Source organism: Nocardiopsis salina YIM 90010 (assembly GCF_000341025.1).
GTDB lineage: Bacteria > Actinomycetota > Actinomycetes > Streptosporangiales > Streptosporangiaceae > Nocardiopsis > Nocardiopsis salina.
The window spans coordinates 26,089-44,563 of sequence record NZ_ANBF01000139.1 but is presented as its reverse complement, the minus strand read 5'-3'; the positions used below and the strand labels follow the sequence as shown (position 1 = coordinate 44,563).

Annotated in this window: 16 protein-coding genes and 1 pseudogene; 6 read left to right on the top strand and 11 right to left on the bottom strand. The window is 72.0% G+C overall.

The genetic code is table 11. The annotated features are described in order from the left end of the window. Nucleotides 1–296 precede the first annotated feature (296 nt). From D474_RS0115675 to D474_RS0115640, 8 genes are all read right to left on the bottom strand, one after another. Entirely contained in the window at nt 297–1,970 is a 1,674-nt protein-coding gene (locus tag D474_RS0115675; protein ID WP_051050989.1) for a thiamine pyrophosphate-binding protein, read from the bottom strand. Nucleotides 1,971–1,978: 8 nt separating this feature from the next. Next, a complete protein-coding gene (locus D474_RS0115670; RefSeq protein ID WP_017614495.1) occupies nt 1,979–2,794 on the bottom strand; it encodes an ABC transporter ATP-binding protein in 816 nt (271 codons plus the stop codon). After that, nucleotides 2,791–3,597: an ABC transporter permease gene (locus D474_RS0115665; protein ID WP_040703694.1), complete on the bottom strand. Its 807-nt coding sequence runs from the start codon at nt 3,595–3,597 to the stop codon at nt 2,791–2,793. Before D474_RS0115665 ends, D474_RS0115670 begins: the two co-directional genes overlap by 4 nt. Beyond that, nucleotides 3,594–4,451: an ABC transporter permease gene (locus D474_RS0115660; protein WP_017614493.1), complete on the bottom strand. Its 858-nt coding sequence runs from the start codon at nt 4,449–4,451 to the stop codon at nt 3,594–3,596. Before D474_RS0115660 ends, D474_RS0115665 begins: the two co-directional genes overlap by 4 nt. Then, nucleotides 4,448–5,401, bottom strand: a complete 954-nt coding sequence (locus D474_RS0115655; protein ID WP_017614492.1) for an ABC transporter substrate-binding protein — start codon at nt 5,399–5,401, stop codon at nt 4,448–4,450. The genes D474_RS0115660 and D474_RS0115655 overlap by 4 nt, the downstream gene beginning before the upstream one ends. Before the next feature lie 93 nt (nt 5,402–5,494). Continuing rightward, nucleotides 5,495–5,959, bottom strand: coding sequence for a peroxiredoxin (locus tag D474_RS0115650; RefSeq protein WP_017614491.1), 465 nt, complete (start codon nt 5,957–5,959; stop codon nt 5,495–5,497). Between the two features lie 101 nt (nt 5,960–6,060). After that, nucleotides 6,061–6,486: a DUF3052 domain-containing protein gene (locus D474_RS0115645; protein WP_017614490.1), complete on the bottom strand. Its 426-nt coding sequence runs from the start codon at nt 6,484–6,486 to the stop codon at nt 6,061–6,063. 205 nt (nt 6,487–6,691) lie between these two features. Beyond that, nucleotides 6,692–7,099, bottom strand: coding sequence for a YjbQ family protein (locus D474_RS0115640; RefSeq protein ID WP_017614489.1), 408 nt, complete (start codon nt 7,097–7,099; stop codon nt 6,692–6,694). Between the two features lie 141 nt (nt 7,100–7,240). Between D474_RS0115640 and D474_RS0115635 the strand changes: the two genes are divergently transcribed. Further along, a complete protein-coding gene (locus D474_RS0115635; RefSeq protein ID WP_017614488.1) occupies nt 7,241–8,893 on the top strand; it encodes an alkaline phosphatase D family protein in 1,653 nt (550 codons plus the stop codon). 81 nt (nt 8,894–8,974) lie between these two features. Here the strand turns inward: D474_RS0115635 and D474_RS0115630 are convergent, their stop codons facing one another. Both D474_RS0115630 and D474_RS0115625 read right to left on the bottom strand, forming a co-directional pair. Next, nucleotides 8,975–9,970 carry an MFS transporter gene (locus tag D474_RS0115630; RefSeq protein WP_026118526.1) on the bottom strand — a complete coding sequence of 332 codons (996 nt, stop codon included), beginning with the start codon at nt 9,968–9,970 and terminating at the stop codon, nt 8,975–8,977. A gap of 296 nt (nt 9,971–10,266) precedes the next feature. Then, nucleotides 10,267–11,520 (bottom strand): PucR family transcriptional regulator, encoded by a 1,254-nt coding sequence (locus D474_RS0115625; RefSeq protein ID WP_017614486.1) that lies wholly within the window; start codon nt 11,518–11,520, stop codon nt 10,267–10,269. 333 nt (nt 11,521–11,853) lie between these two features. On the opposite strand from D474_RS0115625, the gene D474_RS0115620 reads away from it, so the two are divergent. The 5 genes and pseudogenes from D474_RS0115620 to D474_RS0115595 all read left to right on the top strand — a co-directional run bounded on the left by D474_RS0115620 (nt 11,854) and on the right by D474_RS0115595 (nt 16,962). Further along, a complete protein-coding gene (locus D474_RS0115620; RefSeq protein ID WP_026118525.1) occupies nt 11,854–12,762 on the top strand; it encodes an ACP S-malonyltransferase in 909 nt (302 codons plus the stop codon). A 1-nt stretch (nt 12,763) separates the two neighbouring features. Then, complete coding sequence (locus D474_RS0115615) at nt 12,764–13,720, top strand: beta-ketoacyl-ACP synthase III (protein WP_017614484.1); 957 nt, start codon at nt 12,764–12,766, stop codon at nt 13,718–13,720. A 95-nt stretch (nt 13,721–13,815) separates the two neighbouring features. Continuing rightward, nucleotides 13,816–14,058 (top strand): acyl carrier protein, encoded by a 243-nt coding sequence (locus D474_RS0115610; RefSeq protein ID WP_017614483.1) that lies wholly within the window; start codon nt 13,816–13,818, stop codon nt 14,056–14,058. A 161-nt stretch (nt 14,059–14,219) separates the two neighbouring features. Then, nucleotides 14,220–15,431: pseudogene (gene fabF / locus D474_RS31080) on the top strand (beta-ketoacyl-ACP synthase II); the annotation flags it as partial. 91 nt (nt 15,432–15,522) lie between these two features. Beyond that, on the top strand, nt 15,523–16,962 hold the full coding sequence (locus tag D474_RS0115595) for an acyl-CoA carboxylase subunit beta (protein WP_026118524.1): 1,440 nt from the start codon (nt 15,523–15,525) through the stop codon (nt 16,960–16,962). Nucleotides 16,963–17,038: 76 nt separating this feature from the next. On the opposite strand, the gene D474_RS0115590 is transcribed toward D474_RS0115595, so the two are convergent. Beyond that, complete coding sequence (locus tag D474_RS0115590; RefSeq protein WP_026118523.1) at nt 17,039–17,929, bottom strand: SGNH/GDSL hydrolase family protein; 891 nt, start codon at nt 17,927–17,929, stop codon at nt 17,039–17,041. Nucleotides 17,930–18,475: the final 546 nt, after the last annotated feature.

Below are 18,475 nucleotides of genomic sequence, written 5' to 3'. Positions count from 1 at the left end.
CGAGCCGATGCTGCCGATCGCCTCCCCCGTCGTGGGTGAGGTCACAGGGGCGGTACCGCCGCGTGCGGGGGTCCAGCTTCCGGTGAAGACCCGGTCGGTCCATTCCTGCGGGTCGAGCAGGGACATCGGTGCTCCTCGGGGTTGGGGACGGCAGGTGTGGGCGCCCCGGCCGGCCGGGAGGGGTGTGGTCGCAAGGCGCCCGTTCGTGCGTATCACGGACACGAGCTCGGATCGGTAACCTACGCCACCGCCCTCACTCGGCACCAGGGGTGGGGAGCCACGCTTGCGCGCCCGGGTCAGGGCCGGAACTCCGGGTCGGGGGCCACGGCGACGTCGAGCAGGACGGGTTCGGTGCGGCCGCGCAGAGTGGGCACGATCTCGTCGAGCGCGGCGGCCAGGTCCTCGTGCGAGCTCACTCGCCGGGAGGCACACCCCAGGCCGGCGGCCAGGACGGACAGCGAGACCTGGTCGAAGGCGGGCCACGGGGGTTTGCCACCGCGGGCCTCGGCGAGACGGTCCATGATGGCGTAACGCCCGTTGGCCAGGACGAGGAACAGCACACCCGTGCAGTACCTGGCCGCGCTCCACAGGGCCTGGACCTGGTACAGCGCCGACCCGTCCCCGACCACGGCCACGACAGGCCGGTCGGGCACGCCCATACGGATCCCGACGGCCGCGGGCAGGGCGAACCCGAGGCCGCCCANGGGCGGGAGCCGGTGCAGGTCGGGGCGGCTGGAAGGGGTCTCCTCCACGATCACGGTGTCGGCGTCGACGCGTTCGCCCAGCGCCGCCATGACCCCGGCCGCGCGCAGGGGACCCCTGGGCCCCGGGCCCGGGGCGGTCGGGGCCTGCTCGTCCTTCGCGGTCCCGGCCTGCGATCCCCCGGTCTCCCCCGGCGCCTCCGCACAGGACCGCTCGGGCAGGTGCCGCACCAGGGCCCTCAGCGCGGGGGCAGGCGGTGCAAGGACGGCGAGCTCGACCGGGCTGCGGTGGGCCTCGGCCGGGCGGTCGCTGATCAGTGCCAGGCGGGTCCCGGGTTCCACGAGCGGCCCGGGACTGTACTGGTATTGGCGGAAGACCGGCGCACCCACCGCCAGCACCACGTCGTGCCCGGACAGAAGCGCACGCAGCCGCTCGCGGTCGGCCGGCAGCACCCCGGCGTAGAGGCGGTGGTCCTGGGGGAACCCGGCCCGGGCCCCGAAGCTCTCCTGGAACACCGGTGCCTGCAGATGCTCGGCCAACGCCACCAAGGCCGTCCACCCCTGCGCGCTGTCGTTCCCCGCACCGGTGACCAGGGCCGGGCGGCGGGCCCCGGAGACCAGGACGGCCAGGTCGTGCACGTCGCCGTCCTCGACCCCGGAAGCGGAGACCACCCGGGCCGCGGCCGCACGTTCGGCCGGCGCGGTTCCGGTCTCCTCCGGGTACGCGGGGACCGACCAGTCGCCCTGGGGCACCACCACCAGCGCCGGCCCCTGGCCGCGTACGGCCTCGTGGTGGGCGCGGGCCACGGCTCCGGGCACGTCCTGGGGCACGGCCGGTTCGGCCACGTGCACCGGATAGTCGCCGCCCAGGCCGTGCAGGTCCCCGGTGAGGAAGGGTTCCAGGGCCAGGTGCCTGCGGTCCTGTTGGCCCACGAGCACCACCAGCGGCGCCCGGTTCACACGTGCGGTGGCCAGGGCCCCCACGGCGTTGCCGAGCCCCGCCGTGGTGTGCAGCTGCACCAGGGCGGGGCGGTCTCGGGCAAGCGCCCACCCGGTGGCCATGCCCACCACCGAGCCCTCGTGCAGAGCCAGCACGAAGGTGAGGCTCTCCGGCAGGTCGGTGAGGAAGTCGACCTCGGTGGAGCCCGGGTTGGCGAACAGCGTGGTCAGGCCGTACTCGTGCAGCACCTCCAGGGTCGCCTCGCGCACGGTCGGCGTTCGCCTGCTCCTCTGCGTCCCACACTGCGGGTCCGGCTCTCCTGTATTCATGCTCGCCCCTACGTGCTCGCCCGCTTGGCCTGCTGGATCTGCCCGTGCACCCGGGCCCGCAGCTCGGTGAAGCGCTGCGCGGAACGCGTGGTCAGCTGGTCGCGCTGCTCGGGCAGGTCGATCTCGATGTCGTCCTGCACGACCGTGGGTGCCGATGACAGAACGAGTACACGCTGTCCGAGATAGACGGCCTCGTCGATGTCGTGGGTGACGAACAGGACCGTCATGTCGAAGCGCTGCCACAGCCCGCGCACGAGGTCCTCCAGGTCGGCGCGGGTCTGGGCGTCGACCGCGGCGAAGGGTTCGTCCATGAGCAGCACCCGGGGCTCGTAGGCGATGGCGCGTGCGATGGCCACACGCTGCTGCATGCCCCCGGACAGTTCCCACGGGTGCGAGCTCGCCGAGGCGGCCAGGCCCACGGCCTCCAGCGCCTCCTCCACCAGCGCGTTGCGGCGCGCCCGTGGCAGGCGCTTCTCCTTCAGGGGCAGTTCGACGTTGCCGCGCACGGTCAGCCACGGGAACAGGCTGCGCCCGTACTCCTGGAAGACCACCGCCATGTCGGGCGGAGGGCTGTGCACGGGGTGCCCGGCGACGGCCACGGTGCCGCCGGTGGGGGCCAGCAACCCGGCCACGCACTTGAGCAGCGTGGTCTTGCCGCACCCCGACGGGCCCACCAGGCAGGCCAGCTCCCCGGCACGAAGGCGGAAAGTGAGGTCGTGCACGGCCTCGACGGCGCGGCCCGCCGAGGCGTAGGTCTTGCGCAGTCCGTTCACGTCGAGCACGTCCGGGCCTTCCTGAGAGTGCGTGCGGATGTCACGGTTCATCCCCCTCGCGCGGTCGCGCGCAGGCCCCGGTGCCAGCTCAGGACCCGTTTCTCGACCTGCCCGAAGAGCAGCGACAGGGCCACGCCGAGCAGGCCCAGCAGCACGATCCCGGTCCACATCTCGGGGATCGCGAACCCGCGCTGGAACTGGACGACGGCGAACCCGAGCCCGCTGGAACTGGCGAACATCTCGCTGATGACCATGAGGATCACCGCGATGGACAACGCCTGGCGCAACCCGGTCATGATCTGCGGGCTCGCCGAGCGCAGCACCAGGGTGGTCAGGCGTCGGCGTCCTCGGATCCGGTAGACCCGACAGGTGTCGGAGAGCACCGGGTCGACGGAGCGCACCCCTTCGATCGTGTTGAGCAGCACCGGCCACACGCACCCGGAGGCGATGACGGCGACGCGCATGGTGCTGTCCAGTCCCACCAGGAGCATGAGCAGCGGCACCAGGACGGGTGGCGGCACCGCACGCAGGAACTCGAGCACCGGTTCGGTCAGATCCCGCAGCGTGCGTGACAGGCCCAGGGCCACCCCCGCACCAACACCGAGCACCGCGGCCAGGGCGAACCCCGTCAGCAGCAGGCCGATGCTGGGCAGCGCGTCAGTGAGAAAGCGTTCGGAGAGCCACACCTCGCCGAAGGTGGTCGCGACGGTGCCCGGGGTGGGCAGGTAGAAGCTCCCCTCACCGGACGCCGCCCACCACCACACCCCCACGAGCAGGGCGGGCAGCAGCAGGAGTCGGGCAAGGAAGGAAAGCGCACGGGCCGGCGCGCTCACCGAACGGGGGTTCGTACTCACGCGGGCACCTCCCCGCGCACCGAGGGATGCCAGTGCAGGACCCGGCGCTCCACCGCGCGCACCCCGGTGTTGACGAGCACGCCGAGCACCCCGGTGGCCACGATGAGCGCGTAGACGACGTCGGGCGCACCGCTGGACTGGGCCACAGCGATCTCCTGTCCGAGGCCGGGGCTGCCGATGACGAGCTGGGCGGTGATGGTCAGGATCAGGGCCACGGCCGCGCCCAGACGCAGTCCCGTGAGCAGGTACGGCATCGCGGTCGGCCAGATCAGGTACCGGATGCGGGCCAGGCGGCCGAGCCTGTAGCTGCGTGCGGTCTCCTCGGCGACGGGGTCGACGTCGGCGACCCCGTGCAGCACCTGCACGTAGACCTGCCAGAACGCGGCGTAGACGACCAGCAGGAGCGTCGAACGGATGTCGGTCCCGTACAGCAGGATCGCCAGTGGGATCAGGGCGACCGAGGGGATGGGACGGAGGAACTCCACGGTCGAGGCGGTGTAGGCGCGCAGCAGCGGCACGGATCCCACCACCAGGCCCAGGAGCGTGGCGGCGGCCGAGGCGATCACCAGGCCCAGCCCCCACGCCAGGACGGTGTCGCCGACCGCTCCCCAGAACTGCGCGGTGGCGGCGCGCTCGGCGAGGGTGGCCAGCACGGTCGAGGCCGGGGGCAGGTACTGAGGGTCCGTGGCGGGGGTGCGGGGCAGGAGTTCCCAGGCCAGCAGGGACAGCACGATCCCGAACAGGCCGAGCGAGACCGTGCGCGCCGAGGCACTGCCCCGTCCCGGCGGGCGCGGCCCCACGGGCGCGCTGACCGGCGCACGGCCGAGCCCGGCCCGGGTCGGGGACGTGGTCACGGCTGTTCCGCGAAGAGCTCACCGAGGTCGGGGGTGTCCTCCACGAGTCCGTCCTCCTCCATCAGGTCGGCGAGGACCTGGACCGAGTCGGTGTGGGGTTCGGGTGGGAACGCGGGCAGGCGCATGGTGTCGATCAGGTCGGCGTCGATCTCGGTGTAGTCGCCGATGATGCGGCGGACCTCGTCGGGGTGGTCGTCGGCGTAGGCCAGGGACGCGGCCATGGCGTCGGCGAAGGCCTCCACCGTCTCGGGGTCCTCCTGCAGGGTCTGCTCGGAGGTGAAGTAGACGGCGATGGTGAGCTCGTCGTGCACGTCGGCGAAGTTGGAGGCCAGCTCGGTGGCGCCACCGTCCAGGGCCGCGCCGAGGAAGGGTTCGACGACCCAGGCGGCATCGATCTCGCCCTGGTCGAGTGCGGCGGGCATGTCGGGGAAGTCGAGCTCGAGGAACTCCACCCCGGACGGGTCACCGCCGGCCTCGCGAACGGAGTTGCGCACGGAGGTGTCGCCGATGTTCTCGAGGTTGTTGACGGCGATGGTGGCGTCGCCGAGTTCGGACACGTCGGTGACGTCGCTGTCCTCGGGCACGACGACGGCACCGAAGTCCTCGCCCTGCTGCCCGGTGGTGGCGACCCCGTTGGCGACCGAGCGCATCGGCAGGCCCTGGTCCAGGGCGACGACGAGGGAAGTGATGTTGCCGAAGGCGAGGTCGAAGTCGCCTGAGACCACACCGGGCACCGCCTGGGCGCCGCCGCTGGTGTTCTGCACGGTCACGTCGAGGCCGTGCTCCTCGAAGAAGCCTTGGTCGATGCCGAGGTGGAGGGGGGCCACGTCGATGATGGGGATGGCGCCGACGGTGATCTCGGTGAGCCCGTCGTCGGTCTCACCGTCACCGCACCCGCCGGCCAGGAGCGTCGTCGCGGCGGCGGCCGCGGCGAGGGATCTGCGACGCATCGAGTCTCCTCTTGTGTGCGCCTGTCGAACGCGTGTTCCTGCCGCGAACGTAATCCACGCCACACACGGCGTCAACCCCCGCTTGTCAGGCCGTCAGGCCGTCAGGACGCGGGAGCGCTCCAGGGCGCGGGCCATGTCGCGCGGTTCGGAGACGGGGGTGTGGTCGCTCCAGCGCACCACACCGTCGGCGTCGATCAGGAAGGAGCCGCGGCGGGCCACACCGCGCTCGGCGTCGAAGACCTCGTAGGACTCGGCGACGGCGCCGTGGGGCCAGAAGTCCGACAGCAAGCGGAACGGGAAACCCTCCCGGTCCGACCACGTGCGCAGGGCGAAGACGGAATCGACCGAGACCGCGAGCACCTGGGTCCCGGTCTCGGCGAGAAGGGGGTGCAGCTCGGCCAGCTCGGCGAGCTCGCCCGAGCACACACCGGAGAAGGCCAGCGGGTAGAAGACCACGAGGACGGGGGCGCCTCGCAGGGACGACAGGGACGTCGTTCGGCCGTGCTGGTCGTCCAGGGAGAAGTCGGGCGCCGGGGCGCCCTCGAGGATGCTCGTCAATGCTCTCGTTCGTGTTCGCTGCGTGCGGGCGCCGCTCAGCGCCGCGCGCCCGCCCTGTTCTGGGGCGCGCGGCACCGGTGGGTCGGTCGCGTCGAGGCCCGTTACCGCTTGGGGACGACCAGTCGGGTACCCGACCAGTCCGAGCCGACACTGACCGCGCTGGTCTGGGACAAGCCGGAGGTACTGGCGGCGTCCGCCACGTCGTTGGGCGACACGTGCAGGTCGCGCCCGGCCTTGGGCGTCAGCACCAGGATGGTGCCGCCGTCGGCGATCAGGGTGACCGTGTCCATCAACGCGTCGGTGAGTTCCTCCTCCTCGTCGGACCGCCACCACAGCAGTACCGCGTCGACATCGCCGTCGAAGTCCTCGTCAACCAGTTCCTCACCGGTGAGTTCGACGATGGAAGCGCGCAGGCCCTCGTCAACGTCGTCGTCGAAGCCGAATTCCTGCACCACCTGACCCGGCTTGAATCCGAGTCGGTCAGCCAAGCCGCGTTCGCTCTGTGCCTGGCCCGCGGTCGCGCTCACGAAAGTTCTCCTCCACTGGTTTCTTTGTCAATCTGTTCTGCTCGAGCGGTGGCGCCCGATGCAGCTCGTTCCTCAACGATGCCGGGCGTTCCACCCGCTGTGTGGGTCCGTCACCATCGCTGATGGCCTAGTTCACACGGTAGTGGCATGTCCCGTCAACGCGCGGGCGAACCCTCCGCCCAGGTGCCGCGCGGGCACCGAGTGTTCACGCGGACGTCAGGAACGACAGGAGCACCCGGCGCTCGGGGTTGTCCACGTTGAGGTCGACCACCGCGACGGACTGCCACGTACCCAACTCGAGCGCGCCCCCGATCACGGGGACCGTGGTCTGGGGCGCGACGTAGGCCGGCATGACGTGGGACCGCCCGTGGCCGCGGGAGCCGTGCTTGTGGCGCCACCGGTCGTCGGCCGGCAGCAGGTCGTCCAGGGAAGCGAGCAGGTCGTCGTCGGAACCTGCCCCGAGTTCGATGATCGCCACGCCCGCGGTCGCGTGCGGGACGAACACGTTGAGAAGTCCGTCGCCGGCGCCGGCGACGAAGTCCGCGCACTGGGAGGTGATGTCGGTGATGCTCTCCGACCCTCCCGTGTGCAGTTCGAGGATCTGTGTCCGCATAGCGCCACCATCGCGCAGCCCGGCCCTTCGTGCAACCATCGGGCGTCACGACTGTGGACGTCAGCGGCTTCCGAACGGCCGCGGCGGCGAGTACCGGCCCCCTCCTCCGGTGTGCGAACCTGGGAAAAAGGAGGGGAAACCATGACTGTCTCTTTGCGTCTGGGACCCCTGTTGCGGCACGTGGGACCCACCACCGCCACCGTGTGGGTCGAGACCGACGCCCCTTGCAGGGTCCGGGTCCGCGTGGACGGGCACACGACCGCCACCGCCCGGACGTTCTCCGTGCACGGCCACCATTACGCCGTGTGCGAGATCGAGGGCCTTCCTCCCGGGTCGGCACTGCCCTACGAGGTCTTCCTCGACGACGACCGCGTGTGGCCCGACCCCACCTCCTCCCTGCCCCCGAGTGTGGTGCGCACGACCGACCCCGAAGCCTCCACCCGGCTGTTGTACGGCTCGTGCCACGTGCCCACGGGCGACACCCCCGAAGGGGTGGTCGACCACGGTCCGGACATGCTGCGCGCCACCGCTCGGCGCCTGGCCGAGGAACCGCCCGAGGGGAACCTGCTGCTCCTGCTGATCGGCGACCAGGTCTACGCCGACGAGGTGCCCGAACCGATGCGCGAACACCTGAGCGCCTCACGTGAGGAGGGACACTCCTCCCCCGAGGGCGAGGTCGTGGGCTTCGGCGAGTACGCGGAGCTGTACCGCCGGGCCTGGAGCGACCCGCAGGTGCGCTGGCTGCTGTCGACGGTTCCCACGCTCATGGTCTTCGACGACCACGACGTGCGCGACGACTGGAACACGTCGGCCGCCTGGCGGCGCGCCATGGACGAACTCCCCTGGTGGCCCGAGCGTGTCACCCACGGCTTGGGCGCGTACTGGGTCTACCAGCACCTGGGAAACCTCTCCCCCGAGGCGCGGGAGAAGGACCCCTGGTGGAACCGCGTGCGCGAGTGCACGGGCGATGCGGGGGGCACGGTCGACGAGTTCGCGTGGCGAGCCCACGAGACACCGGACTCCTACCGCTGGAGCCACCGCGTCGATGTGGGCACGGTACGGGTCCTGATGGCCGACACCCGCTGCGGGCGCTCCCTGGGCGAGGGGGATCCGTCCGACGGTTCGCGTTCGATCCTGGGGGATTCGGGCCACGAGTGGCTCGACGAGCACCTCACCGGGGGGCCGGACCACATCGTGGTGGTCTCCACCGTCCCGGTCCTGCTCCCGCCCGCGGTGCACCACCTGGAGGCCTGGAACGAGGCCGTGTGCGCGGGCGCGTGGGGAGAGAGGGTGCGCGCCCCGGCCGAGCGCCTGCGCCAGGAGCTCGACCTGGAGCACTGGGGCGCGTTCCAGTACTCCTTCGCACGCCTGGCCGAGGCGGTGCTGGATGTGGCCCGCGGTGAGCGCGGCCCAGCACCGGCGACCGTGCTGCTGCTCAGCGGCGACGTGCACTTCTCCTACATGGCGCGGGCCCTGCCGAGCAAGGGTGAGGCCCCCGGAACCCGTGTGACGCAGTTGGTCTCCTCGCCCTTGTGCAATCGGCTGCCCTCGCACCTGCGCCGTGCGGCCTGGCTGTCGACCACCTGGCCCTTCCGCGTGGCCGGGCGGGTCATGTCCCGACTGGCGCGGGTGGCGCCCCCGGCGCTGCGCTGGTCCTTGGAGGGCGCTCCCTACTTCGGCAACACCATCGGAGAGGTCCGGCTGGAGGGGCGCAGCGCCGAGGCCCGCTGGTACCACTGCCCCAACGGCGGCCCCGACTGCCTGCCTGACGTGCGCTTCAGCTCCGCCCTGTAGCCCTCGGGCCGGTTCTCCCTCCCACGAGGNNCCCGCCGGTTCCGGCGGGCCGCGTCACGGGTGTCCTCAGGGTCGAAGCGCTCAGGGCTTGTGCGAGTGCGGGCGGCGCGTGGACTGGGAACCGCGCCGCGTACGGCGCACCCTCTGGGACAGGGCCCCGCCCCGCTCCAGCACGGTGCCCGAGGTGCGCTCGGAACCGGTGCCCGTCGCGGCGGCCGGGTTCCCGGCCACGGGGGTGTCCCCGTCGAGCGCGGGCATCTCGGCCGTGGGCTCGACCTCGTCGCCACCACCCCCGGCGGCGCCGTCGCCTTCCCCGGTGGTCCCACCCCGTTCCTGCTGCTCCGCCGACTCGTCGCCGCGTTCGGAGGCCTCCTGCTCACCCTGGTCCGCCGGGAGCGACGGGATGCGCGCGGTGGTGACCGAGTCCGGGTGCGGCATCACGACCTCGGGGTCGCGGGCCTGGTCGCGCTCGGCCCTCTCCGAACGGCGCAGCTCCGCCTCGCGGCGCGAGACCGCACGGGCCTTGGCCCGGTCCTCGCGCCACTGGCGCCAGATCCGCCGCCCGGAGGTCACCAGGGGCCAGGTGACCTTGGACGGGCGCGAGAGCGCGTGCCACAGGTAGGCCGTGGTGCCCCAGGCCTCCATCGCCCTGCGGGCGCGGGTGATGGTGAAGAAGGTCGGCATCGCCATGAGGATCTGCGGCCAGGCCAGCGCCAGCGCCGCGAACAGCGGGTACATGCCGCCGCCCATGATCGAGGCGGCCGCGCCGATGAACACCGGGACCAGCGCCAGGGCGATGCGCAACCCGGTGAACTGGCGGAACCGGTGCAGCGAACGACGCGCGGACACCTGGGGCGTGAGCCCCTCCGGCAGAGGTGTGGGCTGGACGATGACGGCCAGCAGCAGCGTGCCCACACCCACGCTCGCCGCGAGAAGAATGGTCCACCCGGACGCCGAGAGCGCCCCGCCCACCAGCAGGGCGACCAGCCCCAGGACGGGCAGCGGCGCGGGCAGCCAGAAGAGGACGCGGCGACGCAGTTGGCCCTCCTGCGTCGGCTCCAGCACGTAGTTGATCACGGGCCGCAGTATCCGGCCCCCTGTCCCCGGTCGTTCGACCACAGTGTTGACCCCCAAGAACGTCGTGACGGCAGCGGTGCGGAAGCCCTCGCCCGAGGTCCACGTCCGGTTCACCGCAGTGCCGGCGGTGAACCGCTCGCCACAAAGCTATCCCTTTTCGCGTAGTCCCCGGGCGCGTACGGTCTGTCACATACCTACCCGGCGCCGATGAAGCCGCGCTAAGCGGACAGAAGACTCGGGCAACGATCGCATCACGTCTGCCTCGTAGGACGCTTCCGGGGCCGGAGTGGTTCTGGTCAACCACGCTCCGTCGTGTCGAGACGGCCCAACGCCACCGCTATGCGCAGGACGAAGGATCCTCGACCGTCGGACGGGGTGTGGCCGGTCAGCTCGGCGATCCTGCTGAGCCGGTAACGGACGGTGTTCGGGTGGACGAACAGCATGCGTGCCGTCGCCTCCAGGGAGGACGCGTGTTCAAGGTACACCGAGAGGGTGTCCAACAACGGCGATCCCGCGCCGAGAAGCGGTTTGTAGACCTCTTCGACGAGTTGGCGGCGCGCACCGGCCTCCCCCTGCAGCACCCGCTCGGGCAGCAGGTCCTCGGCCAGCACCGGACGGGGCGCGTCCGGCCAGGCCACCGCCGAGCGCAGACCGCTCACCGCGGCGCGCGCGGAGGCCCCCGCCGTCCTCAGGTCGGGCACGGCCGGCCCGACCACCACGGGCCCGGGGCCGAACAGGCCGGCCAGGGGTTCGGCAGCCGCCGCGGGCAGCTCCCCCTCGGGGTAGGTACTGCCCACACCGACCACGACCACGACCCGGTCGCCCTGCATCCCCGCGATGACGTCGTGGCCGAGCCTACGGGCCGCACCGCGCAGGTCGTCCAGGACCTTGTTGCCGTCCTCCTCGCCGCTGTCGCCGGCGATCGCGATGACCGGGGTCTGTGACCAACGCAGCGACGACCCCCAGGTCTGCAGGCCGTCCTGGTGGTCTCCGTGCAGCAGCGCGTCGACGATCAGAGCCTCCAGACGCGCGTCCCAGGCACCGCGCGCCTCGGCGGCGCGGGCGTAGACCTTGGCCGAGCTGAAGGCGACCTCGCGGGTGTAGCGCAGCACATCCTCGCGCAGCTGGTGTTCGCCTCCGGGGGCGGCGAGCTCGTCGACCTGACCCTCGACCACGTCGATGACCACCCGGATCATGTCGACGGTCTGTTGCAGCGTCACCGAGCGCGTGAGTTCGCGCGGGGCCGTTCCGAAGACCTCCACGGTGATGGCCGGGCGCCCGCGCACGGGGTTGCGGAACCAGTCGACGAAGGCGGCCACGCCGGACTGGGCGACGAGGCCGATCCAGGAGCGGTCCTCCGCGGACATGCGGCGGAACCAGGGCAGGCGCTCCTCCATGCTCGCCACGGCCGCCGTGCCCAGGCGGCCCATGGACCGTTCCAGGCGGCGCGCGGTCTCGGCCCGCCGCGCATCGGCGCCGTCCTGCGCGAGTGCGGCCTCCGAGGATTCCGTGCCCTGCTGGTCCCGGGGGCGGTGGGGTTGATCGTTCACACCTCCAGGGTGGCATCCCTGCCGGGCACAGGGTCGGACCAGCCCTGGTGTCCGCGGCCAACCGGGGGAGGCCGGACCGCGTACCCGGGCAGGCGCGCACGCGCGAGCCGCGTAACGTCAGGGGTGTGCGCCCTCCGCATGACGGCCCCGGGGGACACGGGGCGACTCTGTTTTGTGGAGGGTCCACAAACGGGACGGAGCGAAGTTCGTGTCCGTCCCCATCCGACTGGTGATCTCCTACAGGGCAAGGTGGATGTCGTGCTTGTCATCGTTGCTCCCGGCCAAGGCGCCCAGGTACCCGGTTTCCTCTCCCCATGGCTCGAACTGCCCGGCATGGCCCCGCGGTTCGAGGCGTGGTCGGAGGTGGCCGGGTTGGACCTGGTGCGCTACGGCACCACCGCCGACGCGGACGAGATCCGCGACACGGCCGTCGCTCAGCCCCTCCTCGTCAGCGCCGGACTGGCCACCGCCACCGCGCTGCTGGGCTCCCTCTCGGGCCCCGAGGCCCCCCTCCCGGCCAACGGGTCCTTCGTGGACGCCGTCGCCGGCCACAGCGTCGGCGAGTTCACAGCCGCCGCCCTGGCCGGGGTGCTGACCCCCAACGACGCGCTGGCGCTGGTCGCCGAGCGCGGCCGGGGCATGGCCGAGGCCGCCTCCCGGACCGAGACCGGCATGACTGCGGTCATGGGCGGCAAGCGCGAGGACGTGCTGGCCGCGATCGCAGCTGCGGGCCTCACGCCCGCCAACGACAACGGTTCCGGGCAGATCGTGGCCGCCGGCACCACCGAGCAGCTCAACGCCTTCGCCGAGAACCCGCCCGAGCGGGCCCGGCTGCGTCCTCTCCCGGTCGCCGGCGCCTTCCACACCGAGCACATGGCCCCTGCCATGGAGCGCGTGCGCACCGCCGCCGCGCACATGGACACCAATGATCCGTCGGTGAGCCTTCTCTCCAACTCCGACGGTGCGGTCGTCGAACAGGGGTCGGACTACCTCGAGCGGCTCGTTGCGCAGATCTCCTCGCCGGTGCGTTGGCAGGCCTGCACCGAGACCCTCGCCGACCTCGGCGTGACCGCCATGATCGAACTCGCACCGGCGGGCACTCTGACCGGGCTGGCCAAGCGCGCGCTGCGAGGTGTCGAGCTCCACGCGGTCAAGACCCCCGACGATCTGGAGCGGGCCGCCGCCATCATCAAGGAGCACGCGGGCACCGCAGCCCCCGCGGGCTCCGATCAGGAAGGCTGACATGTTGAACGCCCCCAGCGCGCCGGGCGGAGCGGTGATCCGTTCCTTCGGCGAGTACCAGCCCGCCCGCGTGGTCACCAACCACGACCTGGCCCAGCGTGTGGACACCAATGACGAGTGGATCCGCAGCCGTGTGGGCATCGAGGAACGGCGCGTGGCGGGCCCCGACGACAGCGTGGAGAGCATGGCCGTGGCGGCCGGGGGCAAGGCCGTGGCCGCGAGCGGGCTCTCCCCCGAGGACATCGATCTGGTGATCGTGGCCACGTGCACCTCGCACGACCAGATCCCCAACGCCGCCGCGACCGTGGCCGCCCGGCTCGGTGTCGCCGCCCCCGGGGCCTTCGACGTCAACGCCGCCTGCGCGGGCTTCTGCTACGCGCTGGGGCTGGCCTCGGACTCCGTGCGCGCCGGCACCTCGCGCAACGTCCTGGTCGTGGGCTCGGAGAAGCTCAGCGACTGGGTCGACTGGGACGACCGCGCCACCTGTGTGATCTTCGCCGACGGCGCGGGCGCAGCAGTGGTCTCGGCCGACCAGGAGCAGGGCATCGGCCCGGTCGTGTGGGGTTCCTCGGGTGAGCGCGCCGACACCATCCACCTGCGCGAGCACAAGTACCTCTACCAGGAGGGCCAGGCGGTCTTCCGGTGGACCACGACCGAGCTCCACAGGGTCGCCCTGGAGGCGATGGAGCGGGCCGGGGTCGACCCGAGCGAGATCACCGCTTTCGTTCCCCACCAGGCCAACCTGCGCATCGTCGAGTCGATCGCCAGGAAGCTGGGCGCTCCCCAGGCGCTGGTGGCCCGCGATATCGTCACCGCGGGCAACACCTCCTCCGCGTCCATCCCGCTGGCGCTCTCGCGCATGATCGGGCGCGGGGAGCTGCGTTCGGGGAGCACCGTACTCACCCTGGGCTTCGGGGCGGGGCTGGTCTACGCCGCACAGGTGATCCGCATCCCCTGACCCCACAGCCCGAGCGTCACCGCACGGCATCCGGACCCGTTCCGTCCCCGTGCGGCGGGGACGCCGAAACACCGACACCGAAGAAGGAGATTGACATGGCCGAGCACAGCGAGCAGGACATCCTCAAGGGCCTGGGCGAGATCGTCGAGGAGATCGTCGGCACCGAGCCCTCCGAGGTCACCCCGGAGAAGAGCTTCGTGGACGACCTGGACATCGACTCCCTGTCCATGGTCGAGATCGCCGTCGCCGCGCAGGACAAGTTCGGCGTCGAGATCCCCGACGACCAGCTCAAGGACCTCAAGACGGTCCAGGACGTCATCAACTACATCCAGAAGTAGCGTGTCCGTGCGCCCTGGCGACCCCGCCCGGGCGCACGGGACCCCGGGGACCCGGGCGGCCGTGACCCGGCCCCGGGCCCCGCACAGAACTCCTCGTCGCACACCACCCACCGCCTCCCGGCCAGCGACCGGGAACGACCCACGAGAAGGGCGATCGGATCATGTCCAAGACCGATGTCGTCGTCACCGGCCTCGGGGCCACCACCCCCCTCGGGGGTGACGTCGCGACCACATGGTCCGCGCTCCTCGACGGCCGCTCCGGTATCAGCATGCTGCCCGAGGACTGGCACGAGAGCCTCCCGGTGCACTTCGCCGGCCGGATCGCACAGGAGCCGTCCGAGAAGCTCCCCAAGCCGCGCCTGCGCCGTCTGGACCGGACCCAGCAATTCTCTCTCATCGCCGCCCAGGAGGCCTGGGAGGACGCCGGAAGCCCGGAGATCGACCCCGTCCGCCTGGGCGTGGTGGTCTCCAGCGGGATCGGCGGCATCCTGACGATCCTGGAGCAGTACGACACCTTCCGTGAGAAGGGCTGGAAGCGGGTCTCCCCGTTCACCGTGCCCATGCTCATGCCCAACAGCCCAGCCGCCGCCGTGGCTCTGGAGTACAGCGCCCGAGCCGGGGCCCACGCGCCCGTGAGCGCCTGCGCCTCCAGCGCCGAGGCCATCGCCGACGCGGTGGAGATGATCCGCTCGGGCCGTGCCGACGTGGTCATCGCGGGCGGCACCGAGGCCGCGATCCACCCGCTCAACATCGCTTCCTTCGCGTCCATGCGGGCCCTCTCGACCCGCAACGACGACCCCGAGGGCGCCTCCCGCCCCTGGGACCAGGAGCGCGACGGTTTCGTCATGGGCGAGGGCGCCGGCATCCTGATCCTGGAGTCGGCCGAGCACGCCGAAGCGCGCGGTGCCCGCGTCTACGCCCGCGCCGCGGGTGTGGGCTACACCGACGACGCCTACGACATCGTCCAGCCCGACCCCGAGGGCCGCGGCCAGGCGCGCGCGATCACCGAAGCGCTCAAGGACGCCGACCTCAAGCCGGACGACGTCAAGCACGTCAACGCGCACGCGACCTCCACCCCGACCGGCGACGTGGGCGAGACACGCGCGATCCGGACGGCTCTGGGGGACGCGGCCGCCGACAGCGTTCGGGTGACCTCCACCAAGTCGATGACCGGCCACCTGCTGGGCGGCGCCGGCGCGGTGGAGTCCATCGCCACCGTCAAGGCCCTGTACAACGGCCTCATCCCGGCGACCATCAACATCGACGAGCTCGATCCGGAGACGGCCGTGGACATCGTGCGCGGCAAACCCGAGGAGATGCCCGCCGGCGATGTGGCGGCCCTCAACGAGTCCTTCGGGTTCGGCGGCCACAACANGGGCGGGCACCCGCTCAGGCGGGTGCCCGCCCCTTCTTCTTTCCCGCCCCCGCAGGCACGGCCCCGTACCCGCGAAGGAGCACCACGCAGTGACAGTGATCGACAACGGCGCCCGTCCGGCCACGGAGCAGGCCGGCGACCCCGATCCGCGTCAGCCGAGTGTGCGGCTCTCGCGGTTCTTCGACCGGGGCACGGTCGAGCTGCTGACCGAGGAGGGCCCGGGCATCGACGCCGTGGCGGCCACCGGGCTCATCGACGGCCTGCCCGCGGTCGCCTTCGCCAACGACGCCCGGATCCAGGGCGGGGCGATGGGCACTGCCGGGTGCGCGGCGATGGAGACCGCCTACGCACACGCGGTGCGCGAGGGCGTCCCTGTGGTGGGTCTGTGGCACTCCTCGGGTGCCCAGCTCGCGGCCGGAGTGGAGAGCCTGCACGCGGTGGGCCGGGTCTTCGCGGTGATGACCCGCGCCTCCGGTGTGGTCCCGCAGATCTCGGTCGTGCTGGGCCCGGCGGCCGGCGGTGCCGCCTACGGTCCGGCGCTGACCGACGTGGTGGTCATGTCCGACCGCGGCAAGATCTTCGTCACCGGCCCCGGGGTCGTGGAGAGCGTCACCGGCGAGCAGATCACCGCCGAGGAACTGGGCGGCTCCGACGCGCACGGGCGCCGCAGCGGCGTGGTCCACGTCACAGCACCCGACGACCGCGCGGCCATGGTCCGCGGCCGCGACCTGGCCCTCCTGCTGGGGCGACAGGGCGAGATGGAGCCCGCCCAGGTGGACGACATCGACCTGGGGTACGTGCTGCCCGAGTCGGCCCGGCGCGCCTACGACGTCAAACCCCTGGTGGACGGGGTGCTCGACACCCCGCTCGGCGACGGCGCCGTGGAACTGCAGGCCGAGTACGCGCCGAACATGGTTACCGCCCTGGGCCGCCTGGGCGGGCGGACCGTCGGCGTGGTGGCCAACAATCCGCTGCGTCTGGGCGGGTGCCTGGATTCCAGGTCCGCGGAGAAGGCCGCGCGTTTCGTGCGCATGTGCGACGCGTTCGGGGTGCCGCTGGTGGTCCTGGTGGACGTGCCCGGCTACCTGCCCGGCGTGAACCAGGAGTGGGACGGCGTGGTGCGCCGCGGCGCCAAACTCCTGCACGCCTTCGCCGAGGCGACGGTCCCGCGCGTGACCCTGGTGACCCGCAAGTCCTACGGCGGCGCTTTCATCGCGATGAACTCACGTGCGCTCGGGGCGAGCCGGGTGCTGGCCTGGCCGACGGCCGAGGTCGCGGTCATGGGACCGGTAGCGGCGGTGCGCATCCTCAAGCGCCGCGAACTCGCGGCCGTCCCCGAGTCCGAACGCCCCGCGCTGGAGGAACGCCTGGCGGCCGAACAGGAACGAGAGGCCGGCGGTCTGCCCCGGGCCCAGGAGCTCGGTGTGGTCGACGAGGTCGTCGAACCCAAGAACACCCGCACCGCCCTGGCCCAGGTGATCGAACAGACCCCGGACAGCCGCGGCGCCCACGGCAACATCCCGCTCTAGGACCTGCGGCCCCGGCGGCCGGAAGAACGACGGTGCCCGCGCTCCCGAGGAGGCGCGGGCACCGCTGTGTCCGGGGTCAGTCGCGCGGGCCGGGACCCTTGGTACCCGACGGGCTGATCGTGGGCGCCTCCTCGGCCTGCGTGGCCGCGGGGCCATGGGTGTCCTCACCGTCCTGGGCGGCCAGGTCGCGGGCCACCCGCTCGCGTGTGGCCTCGTCGTAGAGATAGTCCAGCTGCGGGCGGCGGGCCATTCGACCGTCCCCGGAGGAGCGGCCCATTGCGCGGCGGCGCAGCCACGGCACCAGGTGTTGGCGGGCCCAGCGCCGGTTCTCACGGCGGCGCAGGATCCGCGGCAGCTGCTGGGGCGGGGTGCTCCACGGGTCGGTCCAGGCCTCGCGGGGACCCATCGGGAATCCGATGAGGTCGGCGATGCGGGCCGCGACGACCTGGTGACCGGTCCCGTTCAGGTGGAGGCGGTCCTCGCTCCACGCGCGCGGGTCGTTGAGCGCGTTGAGCGCCCACAGGTCGACGATCTCGGTACCGGTGCGTTCGGCGACCGAGCGCATGTGCATGCTGTAGATCGCGATCCGGCCCCGGTAGTAGCGCAGCACGGGGATCCAGCCGGTGTCGTGGCCGGAGATGATGACCACGCGCAGGCCGGCGTCGAGCAGCTGGCGCACGCCCCACTCGAAGTGCTCGGCCAGGGCGTCCAGGTTGCTGCCCGGCCGCAGGACGTCGTTGCCGCCGGCCAGCACGGTGACCAGGTCCGGCTTCCACTCGAGCGCCTTCTCGAGCTGTTCGCCGAAGATGTGGTGCATGCGGCGCCCGCGCACACCCAGGTTGGCGTACCGGAAGTCCGGGGCGAGGGTCCCCAGATGCTCGGCCAGGCGGTCGGCGAACCCGCGGTACTCGCCCCCGGGCCCGCTGTTGTCCTCCATCCCCTCGGTGATGCTGTCGCCGAGGGCCACGTAGGTCCGGATCGGCTCCGGTCTGCCCACGCGCGCCGACAGTGGGGGATTCAAGTCAAGGTCTGTCACGTCAACCAATCATCCGGCTCGACCGCACCACGCTCGCGCAGGACTGAGGGTGCGTGGGTTGCGGCACATCCTTCGGTACGGGTCGCCCTGGGCCGCCGACCCGCGTTCGAACACCGTCGACCCCTGGTCGGCCCGCTCCGGGCCACCCGGCCGAAGGGTGTTCGGTCGAGGACAGTGCCCGACAAGCATACCCGCGGCCTCTCCCGTTTCACGCGTGCGCGCGACGATGCCGGGAGGACACGGGGCGGCGCCGGACCGCCCCTGACATGTCGATTGCCCGATATGAGGTAGAGCACAGCAGAATGTACCGCACGCTGCGAGAACTCCCGCCACTGGGGACATCACACACCGTGTTCGCCTGCGCGACGGCGCAGCACACGGGATCATGGGGGTACCGATGCGCTTCCCGGGCACGTACGATCTCGGGCAGTGCTCACGGCACCCCTGTCCCCCGGTCCGCCGTGCCCTTCCCAGGAG

Coding starts and splice junctions, on each gene's coding strand:
- D474_RS0115670 (WP_017614495.1), bottom strand. CDS start 2,794: ATGAACCGTGACATCCGCACGCACTCTCAGGAAGGCCCGGACGTGCTC.
- D474_RS0115655 (WP_017614492.1), bottom strand. CDS start 5,401: ATGCGTCGCAGATCCCTCGCCGCGGCCGCCGCCGCGACGACGCTCCTG.
- D474_RS0115640 (WP_017614489.1), bottom strand. CDS start 7,099: ATGCGGACACAGATCCTCGAACTGCACACGGGAGGGTCGGAGAGCATC.
- D474_RS0115635 (WP_017614488.1), top strand. CDS start 7,241: ATGACTGTCTCTTTGCGTCTGGGACCCCTGTTGCGGCACGTGGGACCC.
- D474_RS0115620 (WP_026118525.1), top strand. CDS start 11,854: ATGGCCCCGCGGTTCGAGGCGTGGTCGGAGGTGGCCGGGTTGGACCTG.
- D474_RS0115615 (WP_017614484.1), top strand. CDS start 12,764: ATGTTGAACGCCCCCAGCGCGCCGGGCGGAGCGGTGATCCGTTCCTTC.
- D474_RS0115610 (WP_017614483.1), top strand. CDS start 13,816: ATGGCCGAGCACAGCGAGCAGGACATCCTCAAGGGCCTGGGCGAGATC.